17 protein-coding genes, 1 tRNA gene and 3 pseudogenes are annotated in these 17,593 nt (G+C 62.6%); 7 read left to right on the forward strand and 14 right to left on the reverse strand.

Annotated elements, in window-relative coordinates; genetic code table 11:
- From L1787_RS04470 to L1787_RS04480, 3 genes are all read left to right on the forward strand, one after another.
- The coding region (locus L1787_RS04470; protein ID WP_235707340.1) for an RHS repeat-associated core domain-containing protein at positions 1–224 on the forward strand (224 nt) is incomplete at its 5' end.
- A gap of 245 nt (positions 225–469) precedes the next feature.
- Positions 470–781: a hypothetical protein gene (locus L1787_RS04475; RefSeq protein ID WP_235707341.1), complete on the forward strand. Its 312-nt coding sequence runs from the start codon at positions 470–472 to the stop codon at positions 779–781.
- Positions 782–866: 85 nt separating this feature from the next.
- Positions 867–1,565: a hypothetical protein gene (locus L1787_RS04480; RefSeq protein ID WP_235707342.1), complete on the forward strand. Its 699-nt coding sequence runs from the start codon at positions 867–869 to the stop codon at positions 1,563–1,565.
- A 228-nt stretch (positions 1,566–1,793) separates the two neighbouring features.
- Here L1787_RS04480 and L1787_RS04485 read toward each other — a convergent pair whose 3' ends face one another.
- The 5 genes and pseudogenes from L1787_RS04485 to L1787_RS04505 form a co-directional block, all read right to left on the reverse strand.
- On the reverse strand, positions 1,794–2,324 hold the full coding sequence (locus L1787_RS04485) for an RNA 2'-phosphotransferase (RefSeq protein WP_235707343.1): 531 nt from the start codon (positions 2,322–2,324) through the stop codon (positions 1,794–1,796).
- A 2-nt stretch (positions 2,325–2,326) separates the two neighbouring features.
- Positions 2,327–2,527 (reverse strand): DUF6118 family protein, encoded by a 201-nt coding sequence (locus tag L1787_RS04490; protein WP_369415056.1) that lies wholly within the window; start codon positions 2,525–2,527, stop codon positions 2,327–2,329.
- 2 nt (positions 2,528–2,529) lie between these two features.
- Positions 2,530–2,955 (reverse strand): annotated as a pseudogene (locus L1787_RS04495) (integrase core domain-containing protein); the annotation flags it as partial.
- A 1,210-nt stretch (positions 2,956–4,165) separates the two neighbouring features.
- A complete protein-coding gene (locus L1787_RS04500; protein ID WP_235707344.1) occupies positions 4,166–4,426 on the reverse strand; it encodes a DUF5076 domain-containing protein in 261 nt (86 codons plus the stop codon).
- Positions 4,427–4,604: 178 nt separating this feature from the next.
- Positions 4,605–5,018 (reverse strand): hypothetical protein, encoded by a 414-nt coding sequence (locus tag L1787_RS04505; RefSeq protein WP_235707345.1) that lies wholly within the window; start codon positions 5,016–5,018, stop codon positions 4,605–4,607.
- A 146-nt stretch (positions 5,019–5,164) separates the two neighbouring features.
- On the opposite strand from L1787_RS04505, the pseudogene L1787_RS26205 reads away from it, so the two are divergent.
- Positions 5,165–5,224: pseudogene (locus L1787_RS26205) on the forward strand (recombinase family protein); the annotation flags it as partial.
- Between the two features lie 55 nt (positions 5,225–5,279).
- A pseudogene (locus tag L1787_RS26210) lies at positions 5,280–5,498 on the forward strand (recombinase family protein); the annotation flags it as partial.
- Positions 5,499–5,556: 58 nt separating this feature from the next.
- Here L1787_RS26210 and L1787_RS04515 read toward each other — a convergent pair.
- The 6 genes from L1787_RS04515 to L1787_RS04540 all read right to left on the reverse strand — a co-directional run bounded on the left by L1787_RS04515 (position 5,557) and on the right by L1787_RS04540 (position 10,266).
- Positions 5,557–5,850, reverse strand: coding sequence for a type II toxin-antitoxin system RelE/ParE family toxin (locus tag L1787_RS04515; RefSeq protein WP_235707346.1), 294 nt, complete (start codon positions 5,848–5,850; stop codon positions 5,557–5,559).
- Complete coding sequence (locus tag L1787_RS04520; protein WP_235707347.1) at positions 5,847–6,122, reverse strand: ribbon-helix-helix domain-containing protein; 276 nt, start codon at positions 6,120–6,122, stop codon at positions 5,847–5,849. The genes L1787_RS04515 and L1787_RS04520 overlap by 4 nt, the downstream gene beginning before the upstream one ends.
- Before the next feature lie 235 nt (positions 6,123–6,357).
- Positions 6,358–7,068 carry an HpcH/HpaI aldolase family protein gene (locus L1787_RS04525; protein ID WP_235707348.1) on the reverse strand — a complete coding sequence of 237 codons (711 nt, stop codon included), beginning with the start codon at positions 7,066–7,068 and terminating at the stop codon, positions 6,358–6,360.
- Positions 7,065–8,771 carry a tripartite tricarboxylate transporter permease gene (locus L1787_RS04530; protein ID WP_235707349.1) on the reverse strand — a complete coding sequence of 569 codons (1,707 nt, stop codon included), beginning with the start codon at positions 8,769–8,771 and terminating at the stop codon, positions 7,065–7,067. Before L1787_RS04530 ends, L1787_RS04525 begins: the two co-directional genes overlap by 4 nt.
- A 24-nt stretch (positions 8,772–8,795) precedes the next feature.
- The gene (locus L1787_RS04535; RefSeq protein WP_235707350.1) at positions 8,796–9,260 is read right to left on the reverse strand and encodes a tripartite tricarboxylate transporter TctB family protein; all 465 of its coding nucleotides are present in this window, start codon (positions 9,258–9,260) and stop codon (positions 8,796–8,798) included.
- Positions 9,261–9,291: 31 nt separating this feature from the next.
- Entirely contained in the window at positions 9,292–10,266 is a 975-nt protein-coding gene (locus L1787_RS04540) for a tripartite tricarboxylate transporter substrate binding protein (protein ID WP_235707351.1), read from the reverse strand.
- Positions 10,267–10,372: 106 nt separating this feature from the next.
- Between L1787_RS04540 and L1787_RS04545 the strand changes: the two genes are divergently transcribed.
- A complete protein-coding gene (locus L1787_RS04545) occupies positions 10,373–11,311 on the forward strand; it encodes a LysR family transcriptional regulator (RefSeq protein ID WP_235707352.1) in 939 nt (312 codons plus the stop codon).
- 883 nt (positions 11,312–12,194) lie between these two features.
- Here the strand turns inward: L1787_RS04545 and L1787_RS04550 are convergent.
- Positions 12,195–12,270, reverse strand: a tRNA-Phe gene (locus tag L1787_RS04550).
- A gap of 176 nt (positions 12,271–12,446) precedes the next feature.
- Entirely contained in the window at positions 12,447–14,954 is a 2,508-nt protein-coding gene (locus tag L1787_RS04555) for a cation:proton antiporter (RefSeq protein WP_235707353.1), read from the reverse strand.
- Between the two features lie 623 nt (positions 14,955–15,577).
- Between L1787_RS04555 and L1787_RS04560 the strand changes: the two genes are divergently transcribed.
- Entirely contained in the window at positions 15,578–16,702 is a 1,125-nt protein-coding gene (locus L1787_RS04560; protein WP_235707354.1) for a type III PLP-dependent enzyme, read from the forward strand.
- Between the two features lie 110 nt (positions 16,703–16,812).
- Here L1787_RS04560 and L1787_RS04565 read toward each other — a convergent pair whose 3' ends face one another.
- Complete coding sequence (locus tag L1787_RS04565; protein WP_235707355.1) at positions 16,813–17,562, reverse strand: DUF3299 domain-containing protein; 750 nt, start codon at positions 17,560–17,562, stop codon at positions 16,813–16,815.
- Positions 17,563–17,593 lie beyond the last annotated feature (31 nt).

The following is a 17,593-nucleotide window of genomic DNA, read 5'->3' on the forward strand; positions in this document are numbered from 1 at the left end:
GGGTGGGGTATCAGCCCTACGGAGAGGAGGCGCGGAGCGAGGTGCGGCCGACGCCGGCGGCGGAGTCGAAGAGCTTCCTGTCGGAGCGCTACGACTCCGCCGCGGCGCTGATGGTCCTCAATGCGCGCTATTATGATCCGCGCATCGCCCGGTTCATCCAGCCCGATTTGCTCGATCCCGATGTGCCGGGTCGGGATCAATCGCTATGCCTATGCCGGCAATGAGCCGATCAATCGGGTCGATCCGGAGGGCTCAAACTGGGAGTTTCGGCTTGATGCGATTGGTGTGAGTTTTGGGGTGATCGCATACTCTGTAGACTATGTCGGTTATCAGCTTGGCCTCGTCTCCGAGGCGGCGCTAACCACAACTGGGTTAGCTCTTGCTGAGGATGTCCGAAGGGGCCCGCACTCCAGGGCTTTTGGCTACTCGATCCTTTGAAACTCGAGTGGTTTCTGTGGGGCTATCTGCGATGGAAACGCTTGACGATAGTCAAGTTATGAATATAACAAGCGGAAATCCTGATGTGGATCAAATTTTTGGAGGATTTTGCGATACAAAAGAGCCAAAAGGACAAGTATATACGAGCACTATTGGAGATTTTCAGGGTAGATTTTCAGGGTTGCCTGGGGAGAAAGTTATTAACAGAGGGGGCGGAGCTACCATTACATTGGATGGCGCGAAAATAACAACTTATCCTGGCGGGTGGCTATCAACAAGAAAGCCCGACTGGGTTATTACGAATAAAAATTCAAAGAGAGAGACCATAAAAGGCTCCCGCTGAACCTAACAAACTGGCTGAATCCGAAACGGAAGACGATCCGTCTGATGAAGGTCAGTGATTGTATAGCAATGAAGATATTGTAAACATGAGTAAGAATGAACAATTCTTCAAATCAGACGCATTTGTACCCCTAGGCGATAAGCCTGGTGCGAGTGACGTCATTCAGTGGCTGATTGAGCAAGGCGCAGAGCCACTCACGATTAACGAAGCGAACGCGAAAAACCATGATGAATTGTTTGATATCTCCATTAAGCATGATAGAATTTGGCATCAATATTATGCCCTGCCTAAAATAGATGACAACATTTCTCATAACCTAATACCACTACCTTTCGATGAGCATTTAAAGCACCTTGTCGAGGGCCGAACGCTTTCTGCATATATTGAGGAATGTTTAAATTCTTTGATGAGTGAGGGAAAGTATATAATGTCCTGTGACCCAAGGCATTTCGTGGCGATAAAAATAAAAAAATTTAGCTATGACTTGATTTTTGCCTCCACTCAGAATGGCGGAACGAACACGCATTTCATTCTATTTGATGATCTCAAAAAATTATGGGTATTATTTTGTTCAGAGATCCCATTTATTATAATATCAAATAAAAAAGATGAATATGACGATGAAGTTTTAGGGAAAAGTCGAAAATTTTGGGTAGAATATTACTACAATAGAATTGGTATATCTAATCGATTGTCGAGTGCGTCATTCATCCGGTATTTAAACGAGACTTATTTTCCGAGGCTGCATCCTTACCCTGCTATACGCATCTCTTTAGGGTCATAGAATTGCATTCTGGTACAGGATCTTATTAAAGATAATTTCATGAACGGGTTATATTGCCGTCAATGCAATTCAAACGCCTGACGCAGCTGCAAGTTGGCCGGTAATTGCGCATTCGTCAGACTACACCTCGCTTGAGGGAGCTGCCCCTGCTGCCTGAGCAAGCCGCCGCGTGCGGGGCAGTTGGGCGACGAGGCGGCTCGCGAAGGCCCCTACCGTCTTTTGGGCCAATCAAAATCCTAGATAGCCGGGTGGCACATGATCGGTGAGCCAGACGCCATTGTCAGCCCGGACGAATTGAAAGCCGTCCGCGTGCATCCGGCCCGCGTCTACCGTTAGCACCGTGGGTTTGCCATGGCGTTCGCCGACGCGGCGGGCCGTGTCAGGATCGAGCGATAAATGCACTTGCTGGCGACGTCCGGGTTTCAGACCTTCGGCGAAAATCGCATCGAGATTCCGGCTTGCCGTGCCGTGATAGAGCAGAGGAGGCGGTTCGCTCGCGGTATGACCAAGATCGACGGCAACGGAGTGACCTTGTGCAGCACGAATGCGGCGGCCGTCATCCGAGAGCGCGAACCGCTGTTTGTCGTTTTCGGCTACCACAGTGCGCAGCGTGTCGAGATCGAGCCGCTTGCCGGCCTTCTTTGCCTTTGCCAGCAATTCGGCCACGTCGGCCCAGCCGCTCGCATCGAGCTTAAGGCCAATCGTCTCCGGGGCATGGCGCAGGACGTAAGACAAGAATTTGCTTATTTCCTTGGTCATGGCTACTCCCTTGGCGCTTTCACGGTGATCGTGCAACGCTGACCCTCGCTGGCCGTGCGCGCGGCCTCGGCGCATCGGCCGATCGCCTCGGCGTTGTCGCGCACGAGCTGCCAAGAATCGGTCACGCCGGGGTCCGCCGTCCGCATCATGGCGACGCCGGCGTTCGATCGGTCCTGATGACCTGCCTGGATTCTTCGGACCACGCTTAGCTTGAGATCACTGCCCCTGTGTCTGCCTCATTGAACCCCGTGCGGGGCAGTTGCACGACGGGGCGGGCCGCGGAGGCCCCACATACCGCAGCGGTCCGCCCCGTCGTGGCCGCTGGGTGTTCGGTGCTGGTCTTCGCCGCGAAGGCGGCCGGCGTCAGATAGCCGAGGCTCGAGTGAGGTCGCACCTCGTTGGTGTGCCGGCGCCAGGCTTCGATCGTCACCTTGGCCTCGGCCCGCGATCGAAACTATTCCAAGCTCAGGCACTCGTCGCGGAACTTGCCGTTGAAGCTCTCGCCGATGCCATTCTGCCAGGGTTTGCCCGGATCGATCAACGCCGTGTCGGCGCCCTGATCGACGATCCACGCCAGCAGCGCGCGGGAGACGAACTCCGGCCCATTAGCGCGGCGCGCCGCTTTACCTGCGGTTCGACTATTCCACGCCGATCCACAATCCGCTCGATCCGGATCACCCGGGGGTGGGCATCAACCGGTATGCATCGGCTTCGAGCCGTACAAGCGCAAACGCCAATTGGTCGAAAGGGACAACCGCTTCAGACACCATCTCGTAATCAGCCAACGACGATGGCTGGTCGCGAATATACTCCTCGACAGCATGCAGAGCCGCGGTGTAATGCCAAGTGTTGTTGAGGGTTCCATACGTTCTGGCCCGCGCAGCCCAGAGCCGCTCCCTGGCAGGACATGCCACTTCGATGATAGCGTAAATATAACTGTTGTTACGGATACTTTTAGTGGTCGTGTCGTTACCGTTATTGCGTGGGCGCACATGACCTTCTCGCTCCATGATAAAAGCGCGCTATGCTTGATTAAAGTCATCGTGTCCGAGATACTATCTAACGACCTTGCATACGAGTGCGTATCAGAGATTATACGACTTCGAGGCTCCTTATCGTTCGATAGCGAGCGATGGTATCATGCACTTACAAATGAAATTGTTACGCTTGACTCAGAAATAAGCTTCATTCCTGAAACGGATTCCGACGAAAAATCGAAAGAACAAGCTGTAACGCGCGCCTTGCGCACGATTAATAGCCTGATCGAAACTCTTAAGCCAAGCAGTTAGCGGACTTAAGGAATGCATCAACCTATCGAGCTGGGGGGGNTTCACAGCCGCAAGAGCTCGCGGGCGCCTTGGCGGCCGTCCGAGCGCGCTCGACGCGGGCAAGCAAGCAGTTGCGGTGCAGCTTTACCGAGAGCGTGGCCAAGATCTGCGCGATGATGGGGATCTCAAAGCCAACTCTGTACGCCTATGTCCGCGCCGCCGGTGACGGCTGAGTTCGCGCGTGACAGAGGCTGGCCGGGCGAACCAGGTGTGAACTCCGACTTCGTGTCCGCGCGTGGTGCGCGCGCCCATCTGCAGCCTGACAACCGGCGGCGTTCGTCGCCCGCGCATCGCGACAACGAGGCACCTCAAGTCTCAGATCTCTGGTGCTGGCCGCTTTTGGGGTGAAGGCAGGATATTTCACGGCCATTATAGGGCGGGCCACCGCAGTATATGGGGCCTCCGCGAGCCGCCTCGTCGCCCAAATGCCGTGCACGCGGCGGCTTGCTGAGGTAGTAGGGGCAGCGACTTCAAGCGAGATGTAGTCCGACGAATCTGAGCAGGCTTTAAGGGCTATTCCCACTCCGCATTGATCCCCTCTTTGATTCTTGCCAAGGTTGCCGAAACGTCGCGCCCTTCTTCATGATGGTAGGCATCTGCCACATGTCTAGCCAGGTCGGCCAACATGATTCCCCACGCAGCAGGATCTTGCCAGACTCCGGCCTGAAGAACAGCATACTGCTGCTTGTTTGCGATCCAGACATTTAGAAGTTCGAAAGCGTTAGGATCCGCCGCGACAGAGTCCGGTATTTCAAGACGATTGTGTTCAGACATTTTCTATCTCGGGAAACAGTGACCGAAAGCTTCTCGTTTGTGCGAGCAGTGCCTGCGATTTCGCCTGAAATCTAGAGGCTTGGCGTCGCGCATCCCCTTCCCGCGGGGCAACTAGAAGCCTTCTCGCTCTATATTACTCGGTAACGCGGCTGCCCCTTATGTTCGTTCACCGGCCAGTTCAAGAATCGCTTTCGACATCCTTCTCGCCCGCTTCACTCAAAATACTAAACTCGACGTCAACACCCATGCGAACGAGATGGGCCAAAAACTCATTAGACATCATAAAATCTCCATAGAATTTATCTGTAACTATTTGGATGAGAACACTGCCAAAAAATCCCGGTTTTGATAGAAGATCTTGAATAGATGTAGTTTGGTTTTCTGTTTTCCCTATCAGCCATTTAAAATGATCGTCAATCGGGTGGTGCTCGGAAATCTCACGATCACTTTGGAGGATGAATGCCTTTCGGGGCGGAGCTCCATTCCGCACTGGTCGGGCGTTAGACTCAAGGCCAATAAGCTGGCCGATGGCATCGCCAGAACTTATATCGAGAGAGCCTATTGTAAGCCAGACTCGGTGAGAATCTTGCATCAGAGTTCCTCGGTTTCTTGCCGGTCGAGCCAGGTCGCCTCGACGAGGCCGTTTCAGCCGCATGATCGGAGAATTACCCGGTCAGGAAATCAACGTTAAGAATTTTGCGGTTCGAAAGGGTTGTCTTCCTTCCTGAGGAGTCACCCATGAAGATCGGGTACGCCCGGGTCTCCACCATCGAGCAGAACCTCGATCTGCAGCGCGACGCGCTCCAAAAGGCGGGGTGCGAAAAGATCCTCGTCGATAAGGCCAGCGGGCACGGTGGCGGCGAGGCCGGGGCTCGAGAAGGCGAAGGAGCTCTTGCGCGCCGGCGACACGCTGGTGGTGTGGCGGCTCGACCGGCTCGGCCGCTCGCTGCAAGACCTCATCACCTGGGCGCTCTATCTCGAAGAGCACGGTGTCGCGTTGGAGAGCCTCGCGGAGCGGATCGATACCGCGACCTCGACGGGAAAGCTCACCTTCCACCTTTTCGGCGCACTCGCCGAGTTTGAGCGCAACGTCATCCGCGAGCGCACCCAGGCGGGCCTCGCCGCCGCGGTCATGGCTCAAACAGCCCCGGAAGGTTGCGGGTGCCGTGCAGGACCCGCACGATGCGAACCTCCTCGGCCAGCTCCCGAAAGAAGATCAGGTAGCGGCCGTGCACAACGACCCTCAGCCCCGGCGCGATATCGGATCGCTCGCGGAAACTCGTCGGGCGCTCCGCGGCCAGCGCCACCGTTCGCTCCAATTCCACGACGAAACGCAGCGCACGGTCCGGATCGTCCTCGGTGATATAGAGTGCGATGTCGCGAAGATCGGCCAAAGCGGTTGGCGCATATCCGAGACGTTTCACGCATAGTCTTTACGGCGGGTCGCGACGAGCTCGCGCAGCTCGGCGTAGACCTCGTCAGCCGGCGCGCTGGGGCCGCTTTCGTCACCAGCGCGGATCATTTCGCGGAGCGCTATGAGCTCGCGGCGTTGGACGTCGCGTGCTTTGGTCCAGTCACGAAGAGCTTCGCGCACCACCTCGCTGGTCGAGGCATACTCGCCCTCGGCGACAACCGCCTTTAGGGCGGCGGCCATTTTGGCCGGCACGGTGATGGTCATCCGTTCGATCTCGGACATAGGCGGCCCCTGACTGACGCGCACACTTTATCATACTTAGTGTGACGCTGCCGATTTGACCAGATGCCGTCCTTGGGTTGGGGCTGCCCGCTTGGCCAACGCAGAGTGCAGGGTTGCCGAAATCACTTAACGAATGAGAGCCCCGACGCCAGGGCGAATTCCGGGGTCGGGGCAGCTCTGCCAAGGACGTCAGCGTTTCCTTCTCGGCCGTTCGTCGCGCCGATCCGGCCGTGCGTCAGCCCGCGAGGGCGCTGTTGAAACGGTCGAAACCTGCCCGGAGGAAGGGGTCGGCATGCAGGTAGAAGAACTGTGCTCCGGCCTCGGCGTACTCGCGCGCATTGTCCTCACGCACCAGTGTTCCGCCGATCCGGCCGCGTGCGGTGACCTTGGCGAGTGCCTCGTGGATCAACGCCTTGGTCCGCTCGTTCCAGTCCTCGCCCGGCTTGGGCGGCATCAGTCCCATGGACTGGGTGAGATCGGTCGGCCCGAAGAAGAAGACGTCGACGCCGTCCACGTCGAGCAATGCGTCGAGATCGTTCTTCACGGCCTCGGCGCTTTCGATCATGCAGACGATGAGCCGTCCGCCGTCGTTCTCGGCCTCATGCGGGTAGGCGTAGCGGACCGCATCGACGATCGCCTGCGCTTCTTCCGCGGAGTCGACCATCGGCACCATGATCCCCTGAGCGCCGCAGTTCAGGTAGCGAATGATGAGCGAGCGGTCGTGGCAGCGGGGACGCACGATCGCGTTGCCGCCGGCGAGCTGCACGGCGCCGCTCGTGACGCGCACGTCCTCGAAGCTCCAGGAGCCGTGCTCGCAGTCGAGGAAGACGGCGTCGGCGCCGTGCCCAATCAGCCTGGTGGCCAGGGAGTAGGAGGAATCGTGCGGATTGATCATCTTGATCTGGCCGCCAGCCTTCAGCGTGGCGCGCATGTCGGAACCGCTCATCGGTCGTCAGCCTCGTTGGTTGCGATGTTGGATTGGATCGGAGAGAGAGCCGGGATCGCAGCGTCCGCCGGTCGGCGTACCGCCCGCCAGAGCTGCCACGCCGCGGCAGCGAGAATGGCCGCCCCGAGCGCCGGCCGAACCGCGCCGGGCATCTGGAAGAGCGCCCACGCCACGACCATGAGCAGCGGCAGCGTCACCAAGCTGCGCACCAGTGCGGTCGCCTTCGCCTGCGTCAGGACCACCAGCGTCACGGACAGTGCCGCGAGGGCGAGGAACAGCAGCGACCACGGCCGCGTGACGAACATCATCGGATCGGGGGCGATCGAAATCGCGCGGATCAGGTTCACCTCGGCGATGTCGCCGAGCACCACGCCGAGGACGAAGGGTGCGATCGGGTAGCCCAGCCGCGACATCGCGAACCCGGCCGCCCCGAAGGCGATCATCACCCAGACGTCGTACATCACGTTGTTCACCGCGTAGACGCCGAGCGCGCAGTAGAACAGGACGACGGACGCGAGGATGTAGACCGGGATCCGCACCACCCGCACGAAGAATTTCAGCGCCACGAGCTGGAACACGACCATCAGGAGGTGCGACAGGATGAAGGCGACGAAGATGCCGTAGGCGATCTGCGGATTGTCGGAGATGAACGTCGGGCCGGGCACCACGTCGTGGATGATCAGCGCCGCGAGGAGAACCGCCGCCACCGCGTCCCCCGGGATGCCGAGCGCCATGAGGACGAGCAGGGAGCCGCCCTGCGTCGCGTTGTTGGCGGTTTCGGGCGCGATGATCCCTTCCGTGGCGCCCTTGCCGAACGCCTCCGGTGTCTTCGAGTTACGCCGCGCCTGGTCGTAGGCCAGAATGTTGCTGATCGAGGCCCCCGTCGCGGGGATGACACCGATGAAGAGGCCGATGGCCGATGAACGCAGCACCGTGCTCCAGCGCCGCCCCAGCTCGCGCAGCGCCCACAGGTGCGGGATGCGTGTGGAGACGGCGGTCTCGCCCGTCGCCAGCGAGCGGCGGGCGACGGCACGGGTTGGCATGTCGCCCAGAAGCTGACTGAAGGCGAAAACACCGATCAGGATGGGCAGGAAGTCGAAGCCGGAATCCAGCGCGTCGTTGCCGAAGGTGAGGCGGGTGACGCCGTTGACCTGCTCCTCGCCGACGCTCGCGGCGAGCACGCCGAGGCTGCCGGCGATCAGGCCCTTCACCATCGCCCCGCCCGAAAGGCTGGCGGTGATGGTGAGCGCGAACAGCACCATCGAGAAGTAACCCCAAGGCCCGATCTCGAGGCCGATGCTGCCGAGGAAGGGGGCCAGCGCCACCAGGGCGACGCCGCTGATGAGCCCACCCACGCACGACGACCAGATCCCGAGTCCGACCGCCCGTCCCTGATGCCCGGCACGCACCAGCGGCAGTCCGTCGAACGTCGTCGCGACGGAGGCCGGGGTGCCGGGAATGCCGATCAGCATCGCCGACAGCAGGCCGCCCGAGAGGCCGCCGATGGCCACGCCGATCATCACCGCGAGACCGGCGGTGGTGCCGAGCGTGTAGGTCAGAGGGAGGATGATGACGATCGCCATCGTCGCCGAGAAACCGGGGATCGCGCCCACGAACAGGCCGCCCAGCACTCCGAGCGACATCAGGAGCAGCGTCATCGGCTGCAGCATCTCGAAGAGTGCCGCCAGGATGTCGTTGAACATTTGTTGCTCTCGTCGCCGGCGCGGTCAGAGCCGCCAGCCGGGAAGGAGGATGCCCATCACCTCGGTGAAGATCAGCGTCATCGCCAGGACGCTGGCGAAGGCGATCGCACCGTGGATCGCGAAGGCGCGCCCGGTGCGCGCTCCGATCAGCGAGAGGAGCGACATCACCATCACCACCCCCGCCACCGGAAACCCGACAAAGGGCACGAGCACGGCGAACAGGCAGACCGAACCGAACACCGCGCCCGGGACGAAGGCGCGCGCGGCCAGGCCCGGCCGATCCCGATCCGGGTCCGGCGCAGGGGACGCGGTCCTGATGCCACCGACGATCTGCACGATGGCGAGAACGAAGATCACGCCGATCACGATCTGCGGCCACACCTCGGCGCCCACCTGCGCATAGGCGAAGTTGCGGACACCGAGCGTCTCGCGCCACAGAACGATGGCGACGGCCGCGGTGATCAGCCCGAGGACGACGTCGCGCTTCATGGTGCCACCCGTCGTCCGCTGCGGTGCGCGTTCACTGGCGGGGCGTGTAGATCTCGAGGTCGATCGCGAGTGCCTTCCAGCGCTCGAACGCCTCCTGCCACCAGTCGCGGTAGGCCTCGGGGCCGCGATAGTCGATGACGATACCGCGCTTGTCGAACTCGGCCGTCACCGTCTCGTCCTGCACGGCTGCTTCGAACACGCCGTCGTAATAGTCCGTCACCTCGTCAGAAGCGCCGGCCGGGAGCAAGAACCCGCGCGTGGTGGACAGCACGACGTCGTAGCCCTGCTCCTTGGCGGTCGGCACATCCGGCACTCGGTCCGAGCGTTCTTCGCCGGCAAACGCGAGTGGGGTCAGCTGGTTGCCGAAATACTGCGCCGCCGTCTGCTCCGTGACCTGCGTAATCTGGATCACGCCCGACAGCAGCGCCGTGACCCGCTCCGCGGTGCCGTCGTAGCCAACGATGTTGAAGCGCACGCCCAGCGCATCCTGCAGCTGGAGCATGAAAAAGTGCGAGTCCGAGCCGATTGACACCGCGGCGGTGATCGCACCCGGATTCTCTTCACCGTACGCAGCCAACTCCTCGAGGTTGGAGTAGTTCTCGCTGGCATTCGCGGCGAACAGGCTGGGCTCGCCTGCGATCATCGCAACCGGGGTGAAGGCCTCCCAGGTGAACGGGGCGCGGCCAGTCAGATAGCTCGAGAGGATGCCGGCGTGATGGTAGAGCAGCGTGCAGCCGTCGGGGTCGGCGTTGGCCACCTCGCGCGTACCGCGGTTGCCGCTCTGGCCGGTGATGTTGACCACCTGGAGCTGCGGTCCGTCGACGATCCGGTTCGCCGCGTCCACCAGCAGGCGAGCCTGGAAGTCGGATCCGCCGCCGGCGCCGAACGGGACCACGACGCGCACGGTGCTGCAGGGCAGGTCCGGCGCGGCCGTTGCCGCTGCCGGTACGATTGCCGTCGCGACGATGGCCACGATCGACCCTGCGAGGTGTCTGCGCTCAAGCATGGATGCTCTCCCTGGATGACTCTTTTTGAGTCTTGACCCGGGTTTAAAGCGCGTTGAATGCAATAGAACAAATACATAGTTTCTATCTGCATTATACAGGATTTTTATGGCTGGGCAGACGCTCGATATCCGCCGCCTGACCTATTTCGCCGCCATCGTCCGCGAAGGCTCGCTGACCGCGGCGGCGCAGGCGCTCGGCATCGCACAGCCGGCGCTTAGTCACCATCTGGCGCAGATTGAGAAGTCCTACGGCGTGAAGCTCGTCGAACGACACGCACGCGGGGTCGTGGCGACCGAGGCGGGGCGCACCCTCCAGGCCCACGCCGAGAAGATCATGCGTGAACTCGCCCACACCGAGGCGCTGCTGCGCGAACATTCGACGTCACCTTCGGGTGAGATCGTCGTCGGCATCATCTCCTCGCTCGCCGGAATAACCACTGGGCCGTTGCTGGCCGCGGTGACGCAGGACATGCCTCGCGTGCGCCTCCATATCGAGGAAGGCAACAGCCAGACCCTCGCGCGCGGTCTGGCCGAGAATCGCATTGATCTCGTGGTCAGCCTCTCCGCACCGCTGAACGCCACCTCCGAGGCACTGGCCGACGAGCCGCTGACCCTCGTGAGCAACCATGCGTTGGCGCCAAAGGGGCCGAATATCCTCCTCGCAGATGCGCTGCAGCTTCCGCTGGTCCTGTCGACGCACCGCCACATCATGCGCTCGATCGTGGAAGGCGCGGCCTCGCAGTTCGGCCTTTCAGCCAACGTGGTGCACGAAGTCGATGGGAACGCGACGATCCGCTCGGCCGTCCTCGGCGGCTTCGGGCACACCATCATGGGTCAGGCGTCCTTCGACAGCGACTATTCGCAGAGCTTCCGCAGCACACCAATTGTCGGGCCGAGCCTTTATCGGCGCATCATTCTTCGTCGTAACGACGTGGCGATCAACCAAGTCGTATCTGCGCGCATCAGCGACGTAATCCGCGATATCGCCGCCGGGCTGATTCACAACGGCCAGTGGCGCGCGATCAGACCGCCAGACGGACGATGACCCCCGACAGCGCCCGCAGGCGCCCATACAGGCGTGCACGATACCATGATTGCCCGGTTGACCGCGGCAAAACCTTCCCCGTCTGAGGCCAGACAAAAGCAGCTTTTCCCTTGCGCTCTGGCGACGTTCTTCCGCTATGGTCCCTCGCGCCCCCTCGGCAAAAGCGGGCCGAGAGGTTTGGGGCGATGGAAGGTCTCGGCTTTCAAGGGCTGGTCGTGAGGTTCAGGGAATGCCTTTGTCGGGATCGCACCGCTAGGCTCGCATCACACGCTCGATTTAGCGAGGGTTTGCGAAAGATTTCGCGCGCGCGTACGCGTGAGGGATCGAGTACGACCTTCATATCGAGTTTTTTCTTCTCGATGTGAATACTATAGAACCTTCAAAAACCCTCGCAAAGAGAGAGTAGGATACTGAAATGAAAGGGGAAATCGAGTTCTAGGGCTAGCCGTTGACCCTCGCAAATCCTCGCAAACTTTCGCAGATCCTCGCAGCGCTCAGGAAATCCGGGGCTTTTTGTTCCGCGGAAGGCGACCGGAAGAACGGAAACGCCGGTATTGGCGGGATATTGGGGTCGGTTGGGCGAGCGCGGCCGCTTCCCGGGCCTTGGCCTCCCTTGGGTCACGGGTGTCGAGGGAAAAGCTAATCTCGGTTGCCTTGGCACCGATGACCTTCTGGACCGTCCGATTCCCCACCAGAACGGAGATCGTCTGCCCGCGCGCCTTCTCGACGATGTCGCGAGGGATTCGTCGGCGGAACTGGAAGACGGAGGACTGCGGTCGCTTCATGGGTGACGGCATGCGGAGGGGCATGTGAATAGCAGGTAGTCCCCAAAAACTCCGCGGAAACCCTATTGATCAGGAAAAGTGGACCATTCCGGGAAGAATGGTGCCCAGGGGCGGGATCGAACCACCGACACTGCGATTTTCAGTCGCATGCTCTACCAACTGAGCTACCTGGGCGTTGGCCTCTGCGGCCGGCCGAGAAGCGCGGAGGCGCCTGCGGCGCACCGACCTCAACCGCGTGGAACACGAGAACCCGCGGCGGCGAGCATTCTCTTAGCAGCGGTTTTCGGCCTTGGGAAGAGCCAAATCCGACCGTCTTCGGCCTGTGGATTGTCGGGTGGCCGGCGGCCGGGTCAAACGCTTGGCGCCGCGCGCGGCGCGGGGCCGGGCGTTGCCTCAAAACCTGGCGTCGCCGCGCTGCGCACGCGCTCGGCGACGATCGCCTCGATCTCGCGGCGCATGACGCTGTTTTTCTGCAACAAGGTGCGGAAGGCGCGGCCCTGGAGAACCAACAGCTCGCCATAGCCGAGCATCGTGACGTGAGCGGTGCGCGGCTCGCCGGAAAAGGCGGCGAGTTCGCCGACACAGGTGCCGCGGCCGAGCGTTATGCGCATCGTGCCGGTGTCGACCTCGACGGCGCCCGAGGCGATGAAGAACACCGTATCCCCCCGCTCCCCGCGCGTGATGATCCGCTCGCCCGGCACCACGAAGCGGGTGCGCAGGACGCGCGCGATGTCGAGAAGGGCGCTGTCCGGCAGGGTGGCGAAGAGCGGCTGACTGGCGACGAGCGCGCGCTTGTCGACCCCGAGATCGAGGCGGAGGGCGCGGGGAAAGCGACGGTTCGCCGCGGCGAGTTCCTCGTTGAGCTGGCTCGAAATTTCGGCGCCGATGAGGCCCTCTTCGCGCAACATGCGATATTGGCGCTCCTCCTCCTGCAGCGCGATCCGTTCCAGAAAGCGCTGTTCGAGCGCGGCCGCATAATGCGGATATTGGAGATTGAGCGCGTCGAGCGCGCCCTTCACGCCGTCCGCGCGGCGGTCGAGCATCCGCTTGCAGACCGCCGCGACGCGCCCGCCGAGGACCGGCGCGATCCGCTCGGCGCAGAAGGGCGCGAGCTCGTTGAGGACGAGCCGGCGCACGAGGAGCCGCTCGAACCGCTCGGCGAGAGCGGCCGACAAGGGCGACCGGAGCCCGAACCAGCGCTGTGCGAGGAGGGCGAGGCGGAAGGAGAGGGGAAAGCGCAGGACGCGCCGGGCGGCGAGGTTGTAGCCGGACCGGCCGCTCGCGCGGGCCGCCTCGCGAATGCGCTGGGTCTCCCGGTTGAGAATCTCGGAAATGCGCGGGCTGATCACGGCGTTTTCGCCGTGGCGCGAGAGCGCAGCGCGCTCGGCCTGGGCGAGCACCACGAGCGCGAGCTCGAGCCGCGCGCGGGCCGAGACGGGCACCCCGCCGTCCGAATGGGCGGCCTCGTTGTAGGCCGAGAGCGCGGCCTCGGTGATCTCGCCCGAGATGCCGTAATGGGAGGCGGTCTGCTCGACCCGCATCCGGGCGGTATCGGTCGCGAGGGCGCGGGCGCCGAAGCCGAGACTGCGGTCGAACGGGCTCAGCCGATGAAGGCCGAGAACGCGCGTCAGCGGGCGCAAGGTGAGGCCGTTGACGAGGATCGTGAACAGGGTGAAGGCCGTCGCGAGGAAGGCGACGAAATCCTGCGCCGACGGCGAGATATCGGCGTGCTCCTTCACCGAGAGCGCGAGGACGAGCGTCAGCGCGCCGCGCAAGCCGCCCCACCACAACAGCGTCTTCGCCCGGTCGCCGATATGTTGCGCGAGCGCCGCCTTCTGGAGCAGCGGCAGAAAGCCCCAAAGAACGAGCGCGCGCGCCGCGAAGGCCGCCACGATGAGGACGACGACGGCGAGCCCGACCATCCAGTCGAAGCCCGACAGAAAGGTCGGCACCAGGAACGAGGCGAGCACGAAGACGAGAGAGTTCGACCAGAAGGAGAGCTGATCCCAGATCCCGCTCACCTGGCGCCAGGAGGCCGGCGCCCGTCCCGATTGCGCCCGTCCCGCGGTGACGATCCCAGCCGCGACGACCGCCATGGCGCCGGAGATTCCGAGCAGCGTCTCGCACACAACATAAGAGAGGTAGGCGAGGGCGACCGTTACGCTGGTGAGGGCGGCCGGGTGATTGCGGGTGAGCGCCATCACCATCATCGCGGCAAAGCCCATCGCCGCGCCTGCGAGAAGACCGCCGACGCCGGAGACGAAGAAGATCACCACGCCTTCCTGGAAGGAGCCCGCGCCGGTGGTCGCCGCGCCGAGGAGGATCGTGAAGAGGGCGATCGCCGCCGCGTCGTTCCAGAGGCTTTCTCCTTCGACGATTCGCACGAGTCGCGCCGGTGCGCCGACATCGCGGAAGATCGACAGGACCGCGAGCGGGTCCGTCGTCGAGACGATGGCGCCGAGGAGGAGGCAGATGACGAGCGGCGCCATTCCGAGCGGGGCGAGCGCGAAGCCGACCGCGAACGTCGACACACACACCGCGACGACGGCGAGCAGGAAGATCGGCGCCGCGTCGTCGAGCATCCGGCGGGCATCGATGCGAAATGCGGCGTCGAACAGAAGCGGCGGCAGGAGGAGGAAGGTGAGCGACTGGGCCGAGACCGGAAGGTCGCGATAAAGCAGCGCGAGCGGGGCGAGGGGGCCGCCCTCCGGGCCGATGGTCGCGAACGTTCCGGTGAGGATGCCGAGCCCGGCGAGCATGATCGATTGGGGCAGATTCAGTCGTGACGCCGTCGCTTCGACGATGGCGATGAACACGATGAGAATGGCGACGGCGATGAGCACGAGTGGCAGCGACATAGAGGCTGATTTGCCGCAAACCGTGGCCGTCCGCCAGAGGCTTTGGGGCCTTGCACGAAGATGTCGATTTCTTCGCGATGATGTCTTGCAACGGCGGCGCGGTTCGCGCATATACCGCTTGCCCAATTTCGCACGTGCCTGTGGTCGCGTGCCGGTCACGCAGAGGGCGGTGAGGCGATGCCGATCCGACCAAAGCGGGGCATGACCGGTCTTCCGGATTGAACCGGACCCTGCGTGGAGGTGGTTGGCGGCGAGGAGCCGCTAGTTAGCCCCGACGCAGCGCGACTTGAAGCAACGACGTAGAGGGCTTCCTTGGTCTCTTCCGGCCGTCCAAAGGCCGGGGTCACTGAAGAGGCGACTACATCTTTGCCAGGCGTGCGGTGAGGGAATCTCCCAATCCAAAGCGCTAGCATCACGGGATGATGTACGCGGGACCCATACCCGGGTGTCGTCATCCAAATCGCCCCGCCGACGGTTGGCGCCGTTCGTGCGGAACGTGTGACGCGATGCGTCCCCGTGGACATGCGGGGGCCTTCGGTTCGGACGACGACGGTGCTCGCCTCCAACGCGAGCCCGGCGGATGCCGCGCCGACGCCGTAACTTTGGACATTGGGGTTACCGCGATGACCGACCGCATTCTTGATTTCCTCCGACGCAACCGTCCGGAAGGCCCGTGCCTCGTCGTCGATCTCGACGTCGTGCGCGACAACTATCTTCGCTTCGAAAAGGCGATGCCGGACAGCCGGATCTTTTACGCGGTCAAGGCCAATCCCGCGCCCGAGATCCTGTCGCTGCTCGCCGGCCTCGGCTCGAACTTCGACTGCGCCTCGGTGCAGGAGATCGACATGGCGCTCGCCGCCGGCGCGAGCGCGGACCGCATCTCGTTCGGCAACACGATCAAGAAAGAGCGCGACGTTGCAGCCGCTTACCAGCGCGGCGTTCGCCTCTACGCGGTCGATTGCGAGGCCGAGGTCGACAAGGTCGCCCGTCAGGCGCCGGGCACGCGCGTCTTCTGCCGCATCCTGTGCGACGGCGAAGGGGCCGAGTGGGCGCTGTCGCGCAAGTTCGGCTGCGAGCCCGCAATGGCGATCGACGTGCTCGATCACGCCCACCGCGCCGGCCTCGTCGCCTATGGCGTGTCGTTCCATGTCGGATCGCAGCAGAAGAACACCAACGCCTGGGACCAGGCGCTGCGCTCGGCGGCCGAGATCTTCCACACGATGTCCGACCGTGGCATCGAGCTGAAGATGGTCAATCTCGGCGGTGGCTTCGCGACGCGCTATCTCGAGGACATTCCGGGCGAGGCCGAGTATGGCCACGCGATCAACGAGTGCATCCGCTCCCATTTCGGCAACCGTCTCCCGGAGACGATCATCGAGCCGGGCCGCGGCATGGTCGGCAATGCCGGCGTCATCAAGTCCGAGGTCATCCTGATCTCGCAGAAGTCGGAAGGCGATATCCGCTGGGTCTATCTCGATGTCGGCAAGTTCAACGGACTCGCCGAGACGATGGACGAGGCGATCCGCTATCCGGTGATGACCGCGCGTGATGGAGAGGCGACGCCGTGCGTCCTCGCCGGTCCGACCTGCGATTCGGTCGATGTGATGTACGAGAAGAAGCCCTATCCGCTGCCGATCAATCTCGAGATCGGTGACGAGATCCTCATCGGCGGCACCGGCGCCTATACGTCGACCTATGCCTCGGTGGCCTTCAACGGCTTCCCGCCGATCCAGTCTTACGTGATCTGAACGCGCGCCGGCGGCTCCGGCCGTCGCGCGAACGAAAGGCCGTCCGGCGCTCCGGGCGGCCTTTTTCGTTGCCGGCCGCCCCGTCGGGGGACGGAGCGGCGGGGCGGTGATCAGTTGTAGGGCTCGGTCGTCACGTCGACCATCTGATAGCCGACATCGGCGAGGATCGTCGCCACCGGCTGCGCCTTCAAGGTGCCGGTGATCCACACCGGGGCGAACATCTCCGGCGTTTGCGCCGCCTTCTCGACATAGACGATCTGATTGGGCGGCGGCGGCGGAACGTGGATGCAGGCGCCGAGCTCGGGGACGAGAAGGAACGACGTCTCCGCGTCGCTGAACCCCACCGGCGTCGTATAGCCGGCGATCCGCACCCGCTTGCCGTCGAGGTCTGCGCGGATCGCGCCCTCGAGCGGTTGTAGGGAGCGCATATCGTCCATGTCGAGGAAGAAGTTCATCACGTCTTCGGCGGAGCTGCCTTCCGGGAAGAGGCTCTGATCCGGCGAGCCGACGCGGTCGCCGTCCGGTGCGTCCATCGAGAACGCGCCGTCCTTCCACAGAGACGGCCAGGTGAGATCGGCGGCGCCGTCATCGAGCGGCGGCGTCTCCTTGGGCGGGGGCATTTCGTAGCGGACGAGCTCGTGCGGACCGGCTCCGTCCATGGCCGGCACGCGGGAATACCCCTCCGCGTCGTCGATCGGGTTGCCGTCGGCGTCAATCACCGTGATGCGGCGTTGCACATCGTCGGCGTTTTCGGCCCCTGCGATTTCGGGCGCGTTGGACTCCCAAGGCGCGACGACGAAGACGCCGATCGCGACGACGGCCACGATCACAACCGCGAGGCGGATGGCGAGCGACAGCATGGCGGACCCTTTCGCGTTGCTCCCGCCATAT

It is taken from the genome of Acuticoccus kalidii (genome assembly GCF_021556395.1).
GTDB lineage: Bacteria > Pseudomonadota > Alphaproteobacteria > Rhizobiales > Amorphaceae > Acuticoccus > Acuticoccus kalidii.

Excerpts from the sequence above, each read along its gene's own strand:
- L1787_RS04475 (WP_235707341.1), top strand. The coding sequence starts at position 470 with ATGGAAACGCTTGACGATAGTCAAGTTATGAATATAACAAGCGGAAAT.
- L1787_RS04480 (WP_235707342.1), top strand. The coding sequence starts at position 867 with ATGAGTAAGAATGAACAATTCTTCAAATCAGACGCATTTGTACCCCTA.
- L1787_RS04485 (WP_235707343.1), bottom strand. The coding sequence starts at position 2,324 with ATGACCAAGGAAATAAGCAAATTCTTGTCTTACGTCCTGCGCCATGCC.
- L1787_RS04500 (WP_235707344.1), bottom strand. The coding sequence starts at position 4,426 with ATGTCTGAACACAATCGTCTTGAAATACCGGACTCTGTCGCGGCGGAT.
- L1787_RS04505 (WP_235707345.1), bottom strand. The coding sequence starts at position 5,018 with ATGCAAGATTCTCACCGAGTCTGGCTTACAATAGGCTCTCTCGATATA.
- L1787_RS04520 (WP_235707347.1), bottom strand. The coding sequence starts at position 6,122 with ATGTCCGAGATCGAACGGATGACCATCACCGTGCCGGCCAAAATGGCC.
- L1787_RS04525 (WP_235707348.1), bottom strand. The coding sequence starts at position 7,068 with ATGAGCGGTTCCGACATGCGCGCCACGCTGAAGGCTGGCGGCCAGATC.
- L1787_RS04530 (WP_235707349.1), bottom strand. The coding sequence starts at position 8,771 with ATGTTCAACGACATCCTGGCGGCACTCTTCGAGATGCTGCAGCCGATG.
- L1787_RS04535 (WP_235707350.1), bottom strand. The coding sequence starts at position 9,260 with ATGAAGCGCGACGTCGTCCTCGGGCTGATCACCGCGGCCGTCGCCATC.
- L1787_RS04540 (WP_235707351.1), bottom strand. The coding sequence starts at position 10,266 with ATGCTTGAGCGCAGACACCTCGCAGGGTCGATCGTGGCCATCGTCGCG.
- L1787_RS04545 (WP_235707352.1), top strand. The coding sequence starts at position 10,373 with ATGGCTGGGCAGACGCTCGATATCCGCCGCCTGACCTATTTCGCCGCC.
- L1787_RS04555 (WP_235707353.1), bottom strand. The coding sequence starts at position 14,954 with ATGTCGCTGCCACTCGTGCTCATCGCCGTCGCCATTCTCATCGTGTTC.
- L1787_RS04560 (WP_235707354.1), top strand. The coding sequence starts at position 15,578 with ATGACCGACCGCATTCTTGATTTCCTCCGACGCAACCGTCCGGAAGGC.
- L1787_RS04565 (WP_235707355.1), bottom strand. The coding sequence starts at position 17,562 with ATGCTGTCGCTCGCCATCCGCCTCGCGGTTGTGATCGTGGCCGTCGTC.